General features: G+C 40.5%; 15 protein-coding genes and 1 pseudogene. 14 read left to right on the top strand and 2 right to left on the bottom strand.

All coding sequences use genetic code 11. From position 1 onward, the window contains the following. Positions 1–11 precede the first annotated feature (11 nt). The 6 genes and pseudogenes from VSQ62_RS23615 (at position 12) to VSQ62_RS23590 (ending at position 4690) form a co-directional block, all read left to right on the top strand. A complete protein-coding gene (locus VSQ62_RS23615) occupies positions 12–1280 on the top strand; it encodes an L-cysteine desulfidase family protein (protein ID WP_334637169.1) in 1269 nt (422 codons plus the stop codon). Beyond that, positions 1277–2164, top strand: coding sequence for a YitT family protein (locus VSQ62_RS23610; RefSeq protein ID WP_016219431.1), 888 nt, complete (start codon positions 1277–1279; stop codon positions 2162–2164). The genes VSQ62_RS23615 and VSQ62_RS23610 overlap by 4 nt, the downstream gene beginning before the upstream one ends. Before the next feature lie 208 nt (positions 2165–2372). Then, entirely contained in the window at positions 2373–2609 is a 237-nt protein-coding gene (locus VSQ62_RS23605) for a cupin domain-containing protein (protein WP_334637168.1), read from the top strand. A gap of 146 nt (positions 2610–2755) precedes the next feature. Next, positions 2756–2884 (top strand): annotated as a pseudogene (locus VSQ62_RS23600) (sporulation transcriptional regulator SpoIIID); the annotation flags it as partial. 157 nt (positions 2885–3041) lie between these two features. Continuing rightward, positions 3042–3287, top strand: coding sequence for an AAA family ATPase (locus VSQ62_RS23595; protein WP_334637166.1), 246 nt, complete (start codon positions 3042–3044; stop codon positions 3285–3287). Between the two features lie 110 nt (positions 3288–3397). Next, on the top strand, positions 3398–4690 hold the full coding sequence (locus VSQ62_RS23590) for a PD-(D/E)XK nuclease domain-containing protein (protein WP_334637165.1): 1293 nt from the start codon (positions 3398–3400) through the stop codon (positions 4688–4690). A gap of 198 nt (positions 4691–4888) precedes the next feature. Here VSQ62_RS23590 and VSQ62_RS23585 read toward each other — a convergent pair whose 3' ends face one another. Together VSQ62_RS23585 and VSQ62_RS23580 are read right to left on the bottom strand one after the other, a co-directional pair. Beyond that, positions 4889–6361: a transposase gene (locus VSQ62_RS23585; protein WP_334637164.1), complete on the bottom strand. Its 1473-nt coding sequence runs from the start codon at positions 6359–6361 to the stop codon at positions 4889–4891. Between the two features lie 430 nt (positions 6362–6791). Next, positions 6792–8264, bottom strand: a complete 1473-nt coding sequence (locus VSQ62_RS23580; protein WP_334637163.1) for a transposase — start codon at positions 8262–8264, stop codon at positions 6792–6794. A 267-nt stretch (positions 8265–8531) separates the two neighbouring features. Between VSQ62_RS23580 and VSQ62_RS23575 the strand changes: the two genes are divergently transcribed. The 8 genes from VSQ62_RS23575 (at position 8532) to VSQ62_RS23540 (ending at position 17790) form a co-directional block, all read left to right on the top strand. Then, positions 8532–10130, top strand: a complete 1599-nt coding sequence (locus VSQ62_RS23575; RefSeq protein WP_334637162.1) for a type I restriction-modification system subunit M — start codon at positions 8532–8534, stop codon at positions 10128–10130. Between the two features lie 5 nt (positions 10131–10135). After that, positions 10136–11407, top strand: coding sequence for a restriction endonuclease subunit S (locus tag VSQ62_RS23570; RefSeq protein ID WP_334637161.1), 1272 nt, complete (start codon positions 10136–10138; stop codon positions 11405–11407). A 152-nt stretch (positions 11408–11559) separates the two neighbouring features. Next, entirely contained in the window at positions 11560–11778 is a 219-nt protein-coding gene (locus tag VSQ62_RS23565; RefSeq protein WP_334637160.1) for a DUF3791 domain-containing protein, read from the top strand. Then, the gene (locus tag VSQ62_RS23560) at positions 11775–12278 is read left to right on the top strand and encodes a DUF3990 domain-containing protein (protein ID WP_334637159.1); all 504 of its coding nucleotides are present in this window, start codon (positions 11775–11777) and stop codon (positions 12276–12278) included. The genes VSQ62_RS23565 and VSQ62_RS23560 overlap by 4 nt, the downstream gene beginning before the upstream one ends. 1 nt (position 12279) lies before the next feature. After that, positions 12280–12510: a hypothetical protein gene (locus tag VSQ62_RS23555; RefSeq protein ID WP_334637158.1), complete on the top strand. Its 231-nt coding sequence runs from the start codon at positions 12280–12282 to the stop codon at positions 12508–12510. A gap of 112 nt (positions 12511–12622) precedes the next feature. After that, on the top strand, positions 12623–14098 hold the full coding sequence (locus VSQ62_RS23550; RefSeq protein ID WP_334637157.1) for an ATP-binding protein: 1476 nt from the start codon (positions 12623–12625) through the stop codon (positions 14096–14098). A 252-nt stretch (positions 14099–14350) separates the two neighbouring features. Then, positions 14351–14773: a restriction endonuclease subunit S domain-containing protein gene (locus VSQ62_RS23545; protein ID WP_334637156.1), complete on the top strand. Its 423-nt coding sequence runs from the start codon at positions 14351–14353 to the stop codon at positions 14771–14773. Between the two features lie 23 nt (positions 14774–14796). Beyond that, positions 14797–17790, top strand: coding sequence for a type I restriction endonuclease subunit R (locus VSQ62_RS23540; protein WP_334637155.1), 2994 nt, complete (start codon positions 14797–14799; stop codon positions 17788–17790). The last annotated feature ends 3 nt before the right edge of the window (positions 17791–17793 follow it).

Genomic DNA, 17793 nt, shown 5'->3' with positions numbered 1-17793 from the left:
GAGATGTGAGAATGAAAAGAGAGGATAATATTTATCAGATATATGTGCAGATTCTGAAAGAAGAACTGGTTACAGCCATGGGATGCACGGAACCCATCGCGATTTCTTATGCGGCCGCAAGAGCAAGGGCGGTATTAGGGGAATTGCCGGAAAAGATTGTAGTGAAGGCAAGCGGAAGCATTATTAAAAACGTAAAAAGCGTTGTTGTTCCCAATACCGGCGGTTTAAGAGGAATAGAGGCCGCAGCCGCGGCCGGCGTTGTCTGTGGAAATGAGAACAAAAAACTGGAAGTTCTTTCGGAGATAGAGTCGGAGGACATAGAGCGTATTAAAGGTTATTTGGGACAGGCAGATATCAAAGTTGAATATCAGGAGACAGGGCGTACATTTGATTTGTCCGTATGTGTTTATAAGGAACATTCCCAGGCAAGCGTCAGGATTACAGATTATCATACCAATATTGTTCAGATAGAAAAAAACTGGGAATTCATCCGTGACGATTTGAAAGATGAGAAAATAGAAAAAGCGAACAGGGACGTTCTTTCCATGGAGAATATATGGGAATTTGTCCGATGTGCAGATATTGAAGATGTGAAAGAAACCCTGGATAAACAGATAGAATGCAATATGAAGATTGCCAGAGAAGGTATACGCGGAAATTATGGGGCAAATATCGGAAGTATATTGCTTAAAATGGAAGGCGATGCTGTGCAGGTACGCGCAAAAGCGATGGCTGCAGCCGGTTCTGATGCAAGGATGAACGGCTGCGGACTGCCGGTCGTGATCAATTCAGGAAGCGGCAATCAAGGCATTACCTGTTCTGTTCCGATATTGGTTTATGGAGAAAGTCTGAATTGTGATATCGAGAAGATTTATCGGGCATTATTGTTGTCTAATCTTACGGCTATTTATATAAAAGCAGGAATCGGGACATTATCTGCATATTGCGGGGCGGTCAGCGCAGGCGCCGCCGCAGGAGCGGGAATCGCTTATCTGCATGGAGGCGGGTATGAGGAAATCAAGCATACGGTCGTGAATGCGCTTGCAATCGTATCCGGCATAGTCTGTGACGGCGCAAAAGCGTCTTGCGCAGCGAAAATCGCATCATCTGTAGAAGCAGGAATTGTCGGGTATTATATGTATCTGAATGAACAGGAATTCTGCGCGGGGGAAGGGATTGTGGCGGAAGGAATTGATCGGACGATTGAAAATATAGGAATACTCGGCAAGGAAGGAATGAAAGAAACGAATAAGAAGATTATAGAGATGATGATAAAATGAAAAAGAGCACCAGCGAAAAATTAATGAATTTATTGGGCGTTGCAGCCGGGAATGCAATATTGGCGCTTGCCGTGGTTGCTTTTATTGTTCCGGCAGGGATTCCTATGGGAGGAGCTACCGGCTTGGGAATTGCCGGGAATCATTTTTGGGGAATTCGGACTTCAATCATCGTCTTTAGCTTGAACAGTATATTGCTTATCATAGCATGGTTTATTCTGGGAAAAGGATTCGTTAAGAAAACTCTATTGAGTACATTTATCTATCCCTTATTTCTTGAACTGTTACAGAAAATTCCAGGAATCACAACTATGACAGACAATATACTGTTGTCTGCCATTTTTGGAGGACTTCTTGTAGGCGTTAGCATGGGGATTGTGGTAAGAGTCGGAGGATCGACGGGGGGAACGGATATTATTGCCCTGATAGCAAACAAAAAAACTTCCCTTTCAGTCGGCGTCACGGTGTATATGGTAGATTTTGTGGTTTTAGGCATACAGGCTTCTTTCTCTGATATGGAGCAAATACTTTATGGGATTATACTGACTCTTCTGGCAACGGTTGTGATTGATAAAGTTGTTCCGAATGGAAAGGTTTCTATGCAGGTGATGATTATTTCAAGAGAGTATAAAAAGATTCAGGGAAAAATATTGCAGGACATAGAAGCCGGAGTGACGCTTTTTCACATACAGACGGGATATAGCGGTGAAGAACAGAAAGGAGTTATGTGTGTGATTCCAAGACACAAACTATTTGCTTTGAAAGAGATGGTCTGTGAAACAGATCCGTTTGCGTTTCTTACCATTAATCAGATTAACGAGGTGAATGGTCAGGGATTTACCAGAGAACGTATTGCATATGAAGAACTCAAAAAGGAAAGAATATAAACTATTTATTGCGCCTGCCTTTTTCAAAAATATAATGTGGCCGCTTACGGTTTTGTATGGTGTTTTATACGGGAGGCGGCAGAATGGCTGCATATTGTTATCATCGGACGAGTACACGGGATCAACGATGAATGGTATCTGGCATGACTGCCCCGGATGAATCTTGACGGACTGATTGTGCGGATGTAAGAAAGGTGGCCAGGTATTTGTGAGCTGGACGCTCAGGGATGAAGGATGTTATGTACCGCTGCATTGGCATAAGGATATTGAATTGAACCTGATTTTGCTTGGAAATGCTGAATTCACTGTGAATGGAAAGAAGAACCGTGTAATGGCCGGAGAGTTGATGGTAATCAACAGTGGTGATATTCATATGGGGGCACCGCCGGCGGGAGTACCGGGATTTAAACCCAAAGTGGAGCTTATTACGATTGCTTCGGTTTGATCTGGGTTGTGATTCATAGATCAGAAAGGAACTCAGGGATAAGATTATTCAGATCGGGATATGCTTGAAACTGTGTTTGCTAAAAAAGGAATATGAAAATAAACCTCTGCATACATTGTAAAAACAATGAGTGCAGGGGTTTATAAATGAAGGATTATATCGAGGAAAGGGCAGTAGAGATTGCATATTATATCATTGAGAATAAGGCAACGGTGAGGCAGACGGCGAAAGCGTTTGGGGTTAGCAAGAGTACCATAGATATGGTTATAACAAAATAGAACGGTTGATATGGGGAATCAAATAGATATCATGAGCCAGCTCTGGGAATACGGAAGGTATTCTCAGAGCTGGCTTTGCTTATGAGCAATGGAAACGGATTGTGAAACAGCAAGAGATAGGGTATAATATGGAAAACAGCATTATAACGGAGGGATGATGAAGAAGAAACCATTACCGATAGGTGTTGATAACTTTGAAAAAGTAATAAAAGATGGTTATTGCTATATAGATAAGACTATGTTTATCAAAGAGTTGCTGGATTTAAAGGGAGAAGTAAATTTGTTTACTCGTCCAAGAAGATTTGGAAAGACACTGAATCTAAGTATGCTCCGTTATTTTTTGAGGATACAGGGGATGCGAAGAAAAATGAGGAGAATCAATCGCTCTTTCAAGGCTTAAAGATTATGGAACAAGGTGAAGAATATGTGGAACATATGGGAGAGTATCCGGTCATTAATCTGACGCTTAAATCAGCAAAGTAACCAACTTTTGAATCAGCATATGGTAAGATGAGGAATGCAATCGCAGACGAGTTCCAGAGACATCAGTATATATTGACGAGCGAGAAAATTAGTGGAGAGGATAAGAAACTGTTTGAGAAAATTGCCGACCGGAAGGCAGAATATGATGATTATTCCGGAGCGTTAGTATTTTTATGTAAATGTCTTTATCTGGCGACGGATAAAAAAACAGTTGTCTTGATAGATGAATATGATGTTCCGCTTGAGAACGCTTATTTTCGAGGATTCTATGAAGAAATGGTAAATTTTATCCGCTCATTGTTTGAGTCTGCGTTAAAGACAAACCAGCATTTTGGGTTTACGGAGGAAGAAGTTCACCGGATGATGTTTTATTATGAAGTGGAAAGCCGTTTTTCGACAATGAAAGAATGGTATGATGGATATTTATTTGGTGATATGGAAGTTTATAACCCGTGGAGCGTGATTAAGTTTTTATACGATCTATATTCAGATGTAGGAGCATTTCCACATCCGTATTGGATTAATACCAGTTCTAACGACATTATAAAAGAGTTGATAATCAGAGCTGACCGTGAAACAAAAGGGCAGATTGAAAGGCTCTTAGAAGGAGGAACTTTAGACATCCGGGTTCATGAAGAAGTTACCTATGAGGATATGTATAGTAACGGAGAGAACTTGTGGAATTTTCTCTATTTTACAGGGTATCTTACAAAAGAGAGTGAGTATTTTAAAGAATCTTCTATCTTTTTACGGGCGCGTATACCGAATATAGAAGTAAAAACGATTTATCAGAATACGATTCTGAATTGGCTGAAAGCTGTTATAAAGAAAGAAGATTTTCATGATCTGTATCTGGCAATGGAAGAGGGGGACGCCCAGAAGATGACGGATATATTAAATGGTCAGCTCTTTCATACCATTAGTTTTTATGATAGTGTGGAAAACTTGCCCACAGGGAAAGCGACCACTAAGAGTTCTAAAAGACAGAACTCAAGTGTCTGCTTTTATCATGATTTCCTGACAGGAATATTGAGCCAGAGTGAGAATTATCTGGTGAAATCGTATCGTGAATCGGGGAATGGGCGTTCTGATATTATGGTGAAAAGCCCGTCTCTTAGAGGGAGATCATTCGTTTTAGAATTGAAAGTATCTGGTTCGATCGCTGATTTGGAAAATGACGCAGAAAAGGCGCTGCAGCAAATATATGATAAAAGATATGTGGAAGAACTGCGTGCGGAAGGATATCGGATGATTGATTGTTATGGGATATCATTTTTCCGAAAGGATTGCGAGGTACGGTTTGGGAAAGGACAAGATTAGAACAAAATAGCAGACGAGCACTCTCGGAAACTCAATAGAGAATAAGCAGGAAAGGGTTGATTTTCAGAAATGAGAGGGATAAGGGATGGATGATTATGGGGCTTGAGCAGTCCAGAGAGCATAAAGAATAAAAATGTGCATGACTTTAAAACCTGTCGGAAAACAGGCCTGAAAGAATCCAGAAGCAGGAAACTTGGTTTATGCCGCTGCCTGCACCTGCTGTTTATAGCGGGCATCCAGATGGATGCAGATTCCAATCATGGTCGTCATGAAAGAATAATGCTCCTTTGTGTGTATGAACATACGGTGCAGTCCGTAATCATTGAGGATGCGGTTGTTGATACGTTCCGTGGCGGTGCGTTGATTATAAATCTTCTTATAAGCATCTGTGCCGCGGGGGACGTCGGTGTAAAGCCGGATATCCCATTCGGGCCGGGTCTTGACGACTCTCCCATATTTGGAATCGGTGCAGGAGTTTTTACATTTGGAACAGTGATCTTTCCCATAGGGGCAGCGCCACATGAGGTAACCGCTGGATTTGTCATAACCGTTAGGCTTCATGCGCAGTTTTTCCTGACATAAGGGCGTTCCATCTTTGTCAATGGTGATGGTATCAGGAATTGTTTTTGGCCGGCCGCATTTGTCGTTCAGGTCGATGAAGGCCCGTATTCCCCTGTTTTTAAGGATCCGGTAGGTGGGGTAATTGTCCATTGCAGAATCCAGGCACATATTCGAGGTGGAAACAGCCGGCATATGTTTTTCTAGTTCATGGAAAGCGACAAGGAAATTGACCGAATCATGACGCTTTGCACTGGTAAAACGCAGAAGCAGGGGGAGATCTGTCCTGAGTTCACTGTTATAGCAGGATAATTGGAACAAAGTGTAGCCGAAGTAATATTTTTCCAGGTCGCTGTCCCAGCCCCAGGAAGCATCGGGGTCGGGGAAATGCCGCAGGTTTTCCGGTGCGCCAACCCTGTGGTGCCCGCGTGGGCAGGCATGGGTATGCACGGCGGTGCCGTCTCCGGAAACCGTAAGGTGTTCCCTTGGTATGAGACCGGATTCCATGGAAGGCAGGACAGCCACGTGATAGAAGAAGTGCTGCAGCCGCCCTTCAAAGTTAAAAGGGATATCCATCCCGCTCATGAGCCGTTTTTCGATAGATTCTGTGATTTTGGGCTTTGCCTCCTGTGCTTTCTGTTTTTTACCTTTGGGCTTATCCGGCTTTTTGGTGTTCCAGGAAGCCGGAAGCAGTTTGTCCCGCGTATATAAGTCCGTTGTCGGTGCAGTCCAGAGCCTGTCCATGAAGTCAAAATAAGAACCGAGGGGCGGCAGGGAATCCGTAGTGCAGCCGATGAGAGCGGCAAGGAGGCGGTCATGTTTGAGCCTGTCGACCCAAAGGGTAAGGGATAGCTTGGCCAAACCTTCTGAAAATAGAAGAAAGAAAAGGATAAAAGACCTTAAGATTTGCGGCTGGTTCTTAGCGGGCCTGCCAGTGTTGGAGTAAAAGGGCAGAAGGAACTCCATGGCCTTATCGGTATCGAAAAGGCGGAGTTTCTGCCATGGTTTCCAAAGCTCCGTATGGAGCCGGACTCTTTCAGAGGAATCGAAATGGACTTTGGATTCGTTGAGAAAGTACTTGTAATCTTGCATGGACTGCCAGTACTTGATCATAAAGTGCACCTCCTAGTAGTTTAGTTTAATGCTGTGCGTGTGGCACAGACGCTTCTTAACTACAAGGGGCGCGTTTGGTGACTGGCGTATATGGTCACCAAACGCGCCGCACATTTTGACTTATATGTCAATACTTTTTTGAAAATTTAACAAAAATGTTTTCCGGGATATGGAGGAAAGCAAAAAAGAAGAACATGAAAAAAGAGCGGAAATTCGGGCTTAAAGAGTTTCCGAGACCGCTCTAGACGAGCACTCTCGGAAACTCAATAGAGAATAAGCAGGAAAGGGTTGATTTTCAGAAATGAGAGGGATAAGGGATGGATGATTATGGGGCTTGAGCAGTCCAGAGGGCATAAAGAATAAAAATGTGCATGACTTTAAAACCTGTCGGAAAACAGGCCTGAAAGAATCCAGAAGCAGGAAACTTGGTTTATGCCACTGCCTGCACCTGCTGTTTATAGCGGGCATCCAGATGGATGCAGATTCCAATCATGGTTGTCATGAAAGAATAATGCTCCTTTGTGTGTATGAACATACGGTGCAGTCCGTAATCATTGAGGATGCGGTTGTTGATACGTTCCGTGGCGGTGCGTTGATTATAAATCTTCTTATAAGCATCTGTGCCGCGGGGGACGTCGGTGTAAAGCCGGATATCCCATTCGGGCCGGGTTTTGACGACTCTCCCATATTTGGAATCGGTGCAGGAGTTTTTACATTTGGAACAGTGATCTTTCCCATAGGGGCAGCGCCACATGAGGTAACCGCTGGATTTGTCATAACCGTTAGGCTTCATGCGCAGTTTTTCCTGACATAAGGGCGTTCCATCTTTGTCAATGGTGATGGTATCAGGAATTGTTTTTGGCCGGCCGCATTTGTCGTTCAGGTCGATGAAGGCCCGTATTCCCCTGTTTTTAAGGATCCGGTAGGTGGGGTAATTGTCCATTGCAGAATCCAGGCACATATTCGAGGTGGAAACAGCCGGCATATGTTTTTCTAGTTCATGGAAAGCGACAAGGAAATTGACCGAATCATGACGCTTTGCACTGGTAAAACGCAGAAGCAGGGGGAGATCTGTCCTGAGTTCACTGTTATAGCAGGATAATTGGAACAAAGTGTAGCCGAAGTAATATTTTTCCAGGTCGCTGTCCCAGCCCCAGGAAGCATCGGGGTCGGGGAAATGCCGCAGGTTTTCCGGTGCGCCAACCCTGTGGTGCCCGCGTGGGCAGGCATGGGTATGCACGGCGGTGCCGTCTCCGGAAACCGTAAGGTGTTCCCTTGGTATGAGACCGGATTCCATGGAAGGCAGGACAGCCACGTGATAGAAGAAGCGCTGCAGCCGCCCTTCAAAGTTAAAAGGGATATCCTTCCCGCTCATGAGCCGTTTTTCGATAGATTCTGTGATTTTGGGCTTTGCCTCCTGTGCTTTCTGTTTTTTGCCTTTGGGCTTATCCGGCTTTTTGGTGTTCCAGGAAGCCGGAAGCAGTTTGTCCCGCGCATATAAGTCCGTTGGCGGTGCAGTCCAGAGCCTGTCCATGAAGTCAAAATAAGAACCGAGGGGCGGCAGGGAATCCGTAGTGCAGCCGATGAGAGCGGCAAGGAGGCGGTCATGTTTGAGCCTGTCGACCCAAAGGGTAAGGGATAGCTTGGCCAAACCTTCTGAAAATAGAAGAAAGAAAAGGATAAAAGACCTTAAGATTTGTGGCTGGTTCTTAGCGGGCCTGCCAGTGTTGGAGTAAAAGGGCAGAAGGAACTCCATGGCCTTATCGGTATCGAAAAGGCGGAGTTTCTGCCAAGGTTTCCAAAGCTCCGTATGGAGCCGGACTCTTTCAGAGGAATCGAAATGGACTTTGGATTCGTTGAGAAAGTACTTGTAATCTTGCATGGACTGCCAGTACTTGATCATAAAGTGCACCTCCTAGTAGTTTAGTTTAATGCTGTGCGTGTGGCACAGACGCTTCTTAACTACAAGGGGCGCGTTTGGTGACTGGCGTATATGGTCACCAAACGCGCCGCACATTTTGACTTATATGTCAATACTTTTTTGAAAATTTAACAAAAATGTTTTCCGGGATATGGAGGAAAGCAAAAAAGAAGAACATGAAAAAAGAGCGGAAATTCGGGCTTAAAGAGTTTCCGAGACTGCTCTAGACATAGTATGGAGGATAATAGAATGGCGGAGCAGGAAAACAGTAAAGATTTGATTAGCGTATTATGGAGCGGAGCAGATATATTACGTTCAAAAATGGATGCAAATGAATATAAAGACTATCTTTTAGGGATTGTTTTTTATAAGTATTTATCAGATTCTTTTTTAATAAAGGTCTATGATTTGATTTGTGATGAAAAACCAGAAACATTGAAAATTGCTTTGAATGTATATATTGATGCTTTAGAAGATGAAAGTGCAGAAGAATTGAAGGATGAAATAAAATCATCTTGCCATTATGTGATTGAGCCGGAATTAACTTACACAAATTTTGCGGAGGCAGCGCGGAATAATTCTTTTAACCGTGAGCAATTACAGAAGGCATTTAATAATATCGAACAAAGTGATCCATTGTTTGCGGATCTATTTACAGATATTGATTTGTATTCTAATCGCTTGGGAACGGGTGATCAAAAGCAAAGTGACACAATTGCCAGTCTGTTGAAAGAAATTGACAAAGCAGATTTATTGAATACAGATACAGATGTTTTAGGAAATGCTTATGAGTATTTGATTGGCCAATTTGCGTCTGAAACTGGAAAAAAAGCTGGGGAATTCTACACACCGCAGGCTGTTTCCAAAATATTGACCAGAATTGCTATTTCCGGACAGGAGAACAAAAAAGGTCTGTCCGTTTATGATCCGTGTATGGGTTCGGGTTCTCTTCTATTGAATGCTAAAAAATATGCAAAAGAGTCAATTTATATTAAATATTACGGACAAGAATTGATGACATCTACATATAATCTGGCACGCATGAACATGTTTTTGCATGGTATAGCACCGGAAAATCAAAGGCTGAGAAATGGTGATACTTTAGACAGTGACTGGCCAACGGAAGAAGAAACGGATTTTAATATGGTATTGATGAATCCGCCATATTCAGCAAAATGGAGTGCAGCCGCTGGTTTTCTGCAAGATGAACGCTTTAGTGATTATGGAGTTCTGGCGCCGAAGTCAAAAGCTGATTATGCTTTCCTGTTACATGGTCTGTATCATCTGAAAAATAATGGAACAATGTCAATTGTATTACCGCATGGTGTGTTATTCAGAGGAGCGGCAGAAGGAAAAATTCGAGAAAAATTATTACGTTCTGGAAATATTTATGCGATAATTGGATTGCCGGCAAATTTATTTTATAATACATCAATTCCAACTTGTATCGTTGTTTTAAAGAAACACAGAGATGGAAGAGATGTCCTGTTTATAGACGCTTCGAAAAAATTTGATAAGGGTAAAAAACAAAATACAATGACTGACGAGCATATAGATGCCATTGTAGATTTGTATCACAAACGAGAAACAATAGACAAGGAATCATATCTTGCCAGCTTTGAAGATATTGAGAAGAACGATTTCAACCTTAATATTCCAAGGTATGTGGATAATTTTGAAAAAGAAGAAGAGATTAATTTAAATGAACTTTTGACAGAAATGAAACAGACGGATGATGAGATAAAAAAGACACAGAATGAAGTGTTATCTTGCTTAAAGGATTTAACATCTTCTGATCAGGATATTATGTTGTCTATAAACTGTCTTGTGGAAATGATTGAGGGGTGATAAATATGGGAAAACCAAAAATTCGCTTTAAAGGATTTACTGAAGAGTGGGAACAGCGTAAGTTAGGAGATTATTCTGAATTGATTACTAAGGGAACAACTCCCTCCTGTTTTTGTGAGGATGGAGATGTAACTTTTGTAAAGATAGAAGCATTAAGAGAAAAAAGAGTTGTAAAAGAATTATGTTCTGCCATTTCTGAGGAAATTCACAAGAGAGAATTAGCTCGATCTATTCTTAAAGAAGATGATATTGTATTTGCAATTGCAGGAGCAACGGTGGGTAAATGTGCCGTAATTACTGGAAATATCTTGCCTGCAAACACTAACCAGGCATTGGCGATAATTAGATTGAAAACAAATATAAATAGAGATTTTGTTTATTTTTCATTAACATCCAAGCAAATGGAAATATATATAAATCAAAGCAAAAGTATTGGGGCACAACCTAATCTTAGCCTTGCACAGATGAATGCCTTTGAATTTTTATGTCCATGTCAAAAAGAGGAGCAACAGAAAATAGGCGATTATTTCTCGGCCTTAGATCATCTCATCACCCTTCACCAGCGTAAGTGTGATGAGACTAAAAAATTAAAAAAATATATGCTTCAAAAAATGTTTCCACAAAATGGGATGAAAGTTCCAGAAATTCGATTTGAAGGATTTACTGGCGATTGGGAACAGCGTAAGCTGGGGGAAACACTTTATAGTTTGCGGAATAATACCCTATCAAGAGCGGAGCTATCTTTGGAAAATGGTGTTGCGAAGAATGTTCATTACGGAGATATTTTGGTTAAATTTGGTGAAATTTTAGATGTGAAGAAGGAACTTCTCCCCATGATAGTAGACGAGTTGGTCTTGGCAAAGTACAGAGACTCATTTTTACAAAATGGAGATATCGTTATTGCAGACACCGCCGAGGACGAAACAGTCGGAAAATGCAGTGAAATAGCGGGGGTGAGTGATGAAAAAATTATCGCTGGGCTGCATACTATCCCCTGCCGACCGCTGTTTAACTTTGCCTCTGGATATCTCGGATACTATCTGAACTCGGATGATTATCACAGACAGCTTCTGCCACTTATGCAGGGTATAAAGGTGACTTCGATTTCAAAATCAGCCTTACAGGATACGAAAATTCAGTACCCTAAATCATTGGAGGAGCAGGAGCAAATCGGCACCTACTTACGTTGGCTCGGCCACCTCATCACCCTTCACCAACGTAAGCGTGATGAATTAGTGAAAATTAAGAAATATATGTTGCAAAATATGTTTGTTTAAATTATCAACAAGATTTTGAAGAAAAATTAGACTGGCAAAAGAATAAATTATACGCAGTGTGATGATATAAAAATGGTTTGGCTTACGATGTGTTTCAGTATACTTTAAATGGATGTGAATAGCAACAAAGAATAGAAAGCGGGAGGTTTTGAATGAGTGAACAGAAAAAAAAGATTGGTTTTACCGTTGCGTGTGTAAATGAATTTGCTCAACAGCATAATCTCAGTATACAAGAATCATTCCGTTATCTTTTTCAATTTAAAGGCATTGCTTTTATAAAAGAAAATTATGAAGTGGAACACACATTAGATTTTGGAACAATAGTGGAAGATTTGGGAATATTATGCCGTAAAAACGGAGGTGTGATATGAGATTATACCATGGAAGTAATGTTGTGATAGAAAGTATCAATTTAGCAATGTGCAGACCTTATAAAGATTTTGGAAAAGGCTTTTATTTAACAGATATAGAAGAACAAGCAAAACAGATGGCGAAAAGAGTGGCTAGAATTTATGGAGGTTCTCCAGTCGTAAATACGTTTGAAATACAAGATGACTTCAGAAAAATGTCAGATATCAAAATTAAGGATTTTGGAATACAAACAACAGAAGAATGGGCAAAATTTGTGATGAGTAATAGGAATAGAGCATTTACAGATGAAGTTAACACTCTGTGTAACAGAGATAATAAATACGATATTGTTATCGGTCCTGTCGCAGATGATAATATGGCATTACTATTTCGTCAGTATGAAAATGAAATTATTGATTTTGAGACATTACTGAGAGGAATGATATATAAGAAAACATCTTCACAATATTCTTTTCACACGGAAAAGGGGATTAGGCTTTTGCGAAAGGCGGATGATTAGTATGAGTAAACAAGACCAATTAATAGAATATATAGTTCAGGATATTGTTGATATGCTTGCCACAGATCAGAATATTGAATACGATGAAGCAATGAATAAATTTTATAATTCGGAAGTATTTGAAAAGTTGCAAGATAAGGAAACAGGTTTGTATTCGGAAAGTTCAGAATATATATATGATCTTTTCAAAGATGAGATGAATTTTGGGCATATTATTCAGGCAGAGATATAGTGTAAGGGGTTATAGCTCCTTATCAAAAGATGTTTGTTTAGAAATATTTATATCATCTGATGTATTTTCTGACAAAAGACTGTGAATTTATCATAAGCGGGAGGTCAGTAACATGACGATTGAAGAAATTGTCCATGGAGAGTCTAAAAATGTAGAATTTAAGGTAACGATTCCAAAAGATTCGGAAAAATATACAAAGTCTATTGTTGCATTTGCCAATACGCAAGGCGGCAAGCTGATTTTTGGTGTAGATGATGAGACGAGAAAAGTTGTCGGAATAGATGAAGACGAGCTTTTTAGAATGATGGATAGTATTTCTAATGCCGTATCGGATTCCTGTGTGCCGCAGATCGTTCCGAATATTGAGCCCCAGACGGTAGATGGGAAAACGGTAATTGTAGTGACTGTCACTCCGGGGGCGAATAGACCATATTATCTGGGGGCAAAAGGGAAAGACGCAGGCACATTTATCCGGGTTGCCGGAACATCCAGACCTGCTCATCCGGAGAAGATCAAAGAATTGGAGATGGAGGGTGCAAGGATTTGCTGGGATGAGTTGACTTGTGTAGGATATGAGGTTACAGAAGAAGCTGTGAAGAAGCTGTGCAGTGATATTGTAAAGTTCAGAGAAGAGGTGGGACTGCCTAAGCAGGATGTGGCAATTACTCAGCTTATTAGCTGGAAGCTTTTAAAAAGAGAAAATGATTCTCTGATGGCATCCAATGCTTTTGTGCTATTGACATCAGATTATTTTCCATTTTCCAAAACACAGTGTGCCGTATTTAAGGGAACAGAACGAACAGTATTTCTTGATAAGCGGGAATATTCAGGTCCGATTTATGAGCAGATTGTACAGGCAACAGATTTTGTACTGCGAAATATTCGTCTTGGTGTGACGATTGATGGATTGGTTAGGAAGGAGTCTTATGAACTTCCATTGGAGGCTATCCGCGAAATGATTATAAATGCCCATTGTCATCGTAATCTGATAGACGATTCCTGTGTTCAGGTAGCGATTTATGATGATAGATTGGAAGTGTCCTCGCCGGGAGGACTTTACAATGGTCTTACTTATGAAGAACTTATGAATGGACACTCCAAGATTCGTAATAAGACGATTGCCAATGTATTTAGCAAGATGGGATTTGTGGAATCCTGGGGAACCGGTGTAAAAAGGATTCTTAGTGCAGCCAAAAGTTATGGACTTTCCGTGCCGAGTTTCCAAGTATTTGATGATATGTTTCGAGTGAATCTTTTTCGAAGTGTTTCTCCGATGGAAGAACAAGAATACATCGGAGAAGCATCGGAGAAGCATCGGAGAAGCATCGGAGAAGCATCGGAGAAGTATCGGGTGAATATCAGAGAAACATCGGGGAAGCGCCGAAATAATTTAGAAAATAATTTGAACAGTACACAGACCCAGATACTTGAATTGTTGTCACGGAATGCACAGCTTTCGGCAAAGAAAATGGCAGAAACAATAGGTATTTCCAGTAGGAATGTTGAAGCTAATATTAAAAAGCTTAAAAAATGCGGCATTCTGATTCGGCATGGTTCTCCGAAGAGCGGATATTGGGAGATAAAGTGATTTGGGAGATGTGTAAATCCGACTATTTGTGGTAAAATCCGGCTATTCATAAAGCAAAATCAACTATTTAAAGCAAAAAGTTAGTTGTGACATTGGAGGAACGCTTGGGAACAGCGTAAGCTGGGGGAGATTGTTGAGAGGATAACTAGGAAAAATCAAGATTTAGTATCTACATTACCTCTAACAATTTCAGCACAATATGGGCTGATTGATCAAAATGAATTTTTTGATAAGCGAGTAGCCAGTAAAGATGTGAGTGGTTATTATCTAGTGAAAAAGGGTGAGTTTGCATACAACAAGAGCACATCGTCAGATGCGCCGTGGGGTGCAGTAAAGAGGCTTGACAGATACGAAAATGGCGTTTTATCAACACTTTATATCGTGTTTGCTATAAATGAAAATGCAGAGATTGATTCAGATTATTTGGTGACATACTATGATACAGATTTGTGGCACAGGGGTATTCGAGAGATTGCATCAGAGGGAGCGAGAAATCATGGATTACTCAATATAGCTCCGGCAGATTTTTTTGAAACAAGTTTATCAGTGCCACAAGATATTGAGGAGCAAAAAGCCATTGGAAAATACTTTACCGAACTAAATGCCCTCATCACCCTTCACCAGCGGAAGCTATTTTATGGAAAAAATACAGTATATCATATGAAATTTCACTAATTGAAACAAAGGAGGAAAATATTATGCCAGAATTAGAGGCGATAATAGAGCAAAAATTGATTGAGGAGTTGGTTTATGGAGATTCTCAATGGATATATAGAGAAGATTTGAAAACAGAAGAAGATTTATGGGGAAATTTCAGGTATATTTTGGAGCAAAATAATAAAGAACGTTTAAATGGAGAAAATTTATCTGATGCAGAATTTGAACAGGTAAAAAACCAGTTGCAGTTTTCATCATTTTATAAAGCGGGGGAATGGCTGGTTGGAGAAAATGGAAAGGTTCAGGTTCATGTACAGCGTGATACTGAGCGGCTGCATCTTGTAGTAATGAATCATGAACATATTGCCGGCGGCAGTAGTGTTTATGAAGTAATCAATCAATATAGCGCATTGAAGTCAGATGATGACAAAGCAATTCCGAGAAGGGATAGACGATTCGATGTGACATTGCTGATCAATGGTCTTCCGATGATTCATATAGAATTGAAAAATAAGCAGCACTCATATATGGATGGGTTCTGGCAGATTAAAAAATATATTGGAGAAGGTAAATTTACCGGAATTTTTTCATCGGTGCAGATGTTTGTAATCAGCAATGGTGTGGACACAAAATATTTTTCAGCCGCTGGTGATACAGAATTAAATTCCAAGTTCATTAGTGGATGGCTGGACCGTGAGAATAAACCAGTTTCGAATTATCTTGATTTTGCAAAGAGTGTACTCCGTATTCCAGAAGCACATGAGATGATTTCGAGATATACAGTATTAGACGAAGATGCAAAGCGTTTAATATTGCTGCGCCCATATCAGATTCATGCAATCGAGGCAATCAGAGAAGCATCTAAACAGGGAAAATCAGGATACGTATGGCATACGACAGGCTCTGGGAAAACATTGACATCTTATAAATCAACCAGAAATCTGCTGATGGATATTCCGTCCATTGACAAAGCGATTTTCCTGATAGACCGCAAAGATTTGGACACGCAGACGACCATGGCATTTCGGGCTTATGCAAATAATGATTTGATAGTTGTAGACGAAACGGATAATGTAAATGATTTAAAGAAAAAATTAAAATCTGATGACAGACAGGTGATCGTTACTACCATTCAGAAACTACATATTCTAATTACGAAGAAATTAAAAGAGGATACACCAGAATATCGAAAAATTAAGAATCTCAGAATTGCATTTGTTGTGGATGAGTGCCATCGTGCGGTTAGTCCGGGAACAAAAAGAGAGTTGGAGCGGTTTTTTAACCGGTCTTTATGGTATGGATTTACGGGTACACCAAGATTTGCAGAAAATCCATATCCGCAAAAGGGAGACCTGCCAAGAACGACAGACGATTTGTATGGGGAACGTCTGCACAAATATACGATTCAAAATGCAATTCATGATAAGGCAGTGCTGGGATTTCAGGTAGAGCATAATGGACCGAAAGATGTGGAAGATGAAACGGACAGCAGTGTATATGACAGCGAAACACATATGTTAAAAGTATTGGATATCATTTTGAATAAGTCTTATCACAAACTAGGTTTTCAAAATGGAAAAGGACAGACTTACGAGGGATTGCTTACCACAAGTTCGATTCAGAGAGCACAGCAGTATTACGAATTATTGACGAGGGTAAAAAATGGAGAAACATCTCTTACAATTGATGAGCGAATCAAGCAGGTCCTGCCGGATTTCCCGAAGTTTGCAATTACCTATTCTGTAACAGAAAATGAAGAAGGTTCTCTGGTTAATCAGGAGAAAATGCAAAACTCTTTGGATGACTATAATGGAATGTTTGGCATGACATATGAATTGTCTCAGATACAGGGATATAATGGAAACTTAAATAAGCGTCTTGCAAGAAAAGAGTCCAAATATAAAAGCAGAAATGAACAGTTGGATTTAGTGATCGTGGTAGATCGCTTACTGACAGGATTCGATGCTCCGTGTATGTCTGCGATTTTTATGGACAGACAGCCGATGGGCCCGCATGACCTGATCCAGGCATTTTCAAGAACAAATCGAATCTTTGATAAGAATAAAACATATGGACAGATCGTTACATTTCAGGCGCCGGTTCTTTTTAAGGAAGCGGTTGATAATGCAGTTAAATTATATTCTGCCGGAGGAACAAAAGAGGCGCTTATGGCAGAATGGAATGAAGTGGAACCCGCTTTCAGGAAAGCGCTTGCAGCGCTTCGTGTCTCTGCTGAAAAACCGGAAGTAATTCCAACCCTGTCTTTGAATGAGAAGAAAATATTTGCAAAAATGTTTCAGGAGTTTGACTCTTTGTTTGCACAGTTAAAGTCGTTTACTACATATGATGACAGCATGTTAAAAGAATATGGAGTTTCTGAAGAAGAATATGATGACTATGTAGGACATTATAAAAATGTTGTACAGGAAATCAAAGATGCAAAGGGAGAAGAACCTGATGGTCTGGATGGGAAAGATGGCGGAGATGATATAGAAATTGATCAAGACTACGAGCTGATGGCATACAGCACTACAAAGATTGATTATGAGTATATTATTAACCTGATTCAGAATATCGTTACATCTTATGATGAAATGGAAGAAGTTACGCCAAAAGAACGTCAGAAAAAAATTGATGAAGTGAAACAATATGTAGGGGATTTGCGAAAAGAGAATCCAAAAGTCGCAGATATTATGTCGAATCTGATTGCAGAAATTGAAATGGATGATACAAAATACAGGGGTCAGTCCATTCTTCATATTGTGGAGAATATGAAACAGGATTGTATCGAGCGTGTGATTTCTGATTTTTGTATTACCTGGTGTGCATCTAAGGATGATGTGATGTATGCGGCAACACACTATCAAAACGGAGAAATTCCAAACGAAAGCGCAATTAAAATGACTGTGGATTATACAAGCTATAAATCATCTCAGGAAAAAGCACTTCCAAAGTTTAAATATTATGCAAAAATGATGGCGGAGTTAAGAAAACTTCTGGATGAAGAAATAAAACCGCTTTTAATGGTTGTATAATTT

The sequence above is a fragment of the Sporofaciens sp. JLR.KK001 genome, assembly GCF_036941055.1.
Classification (GTDB): Bacteria; Bacillota; Clostridia; order Lachnospirales; family Lachnospiraceae; genus Sporofaciens.
Note: the sequence above shows the minus strand (reverse complement) of the source record. Positions and strands in the feature narration are given on the sequence as shown.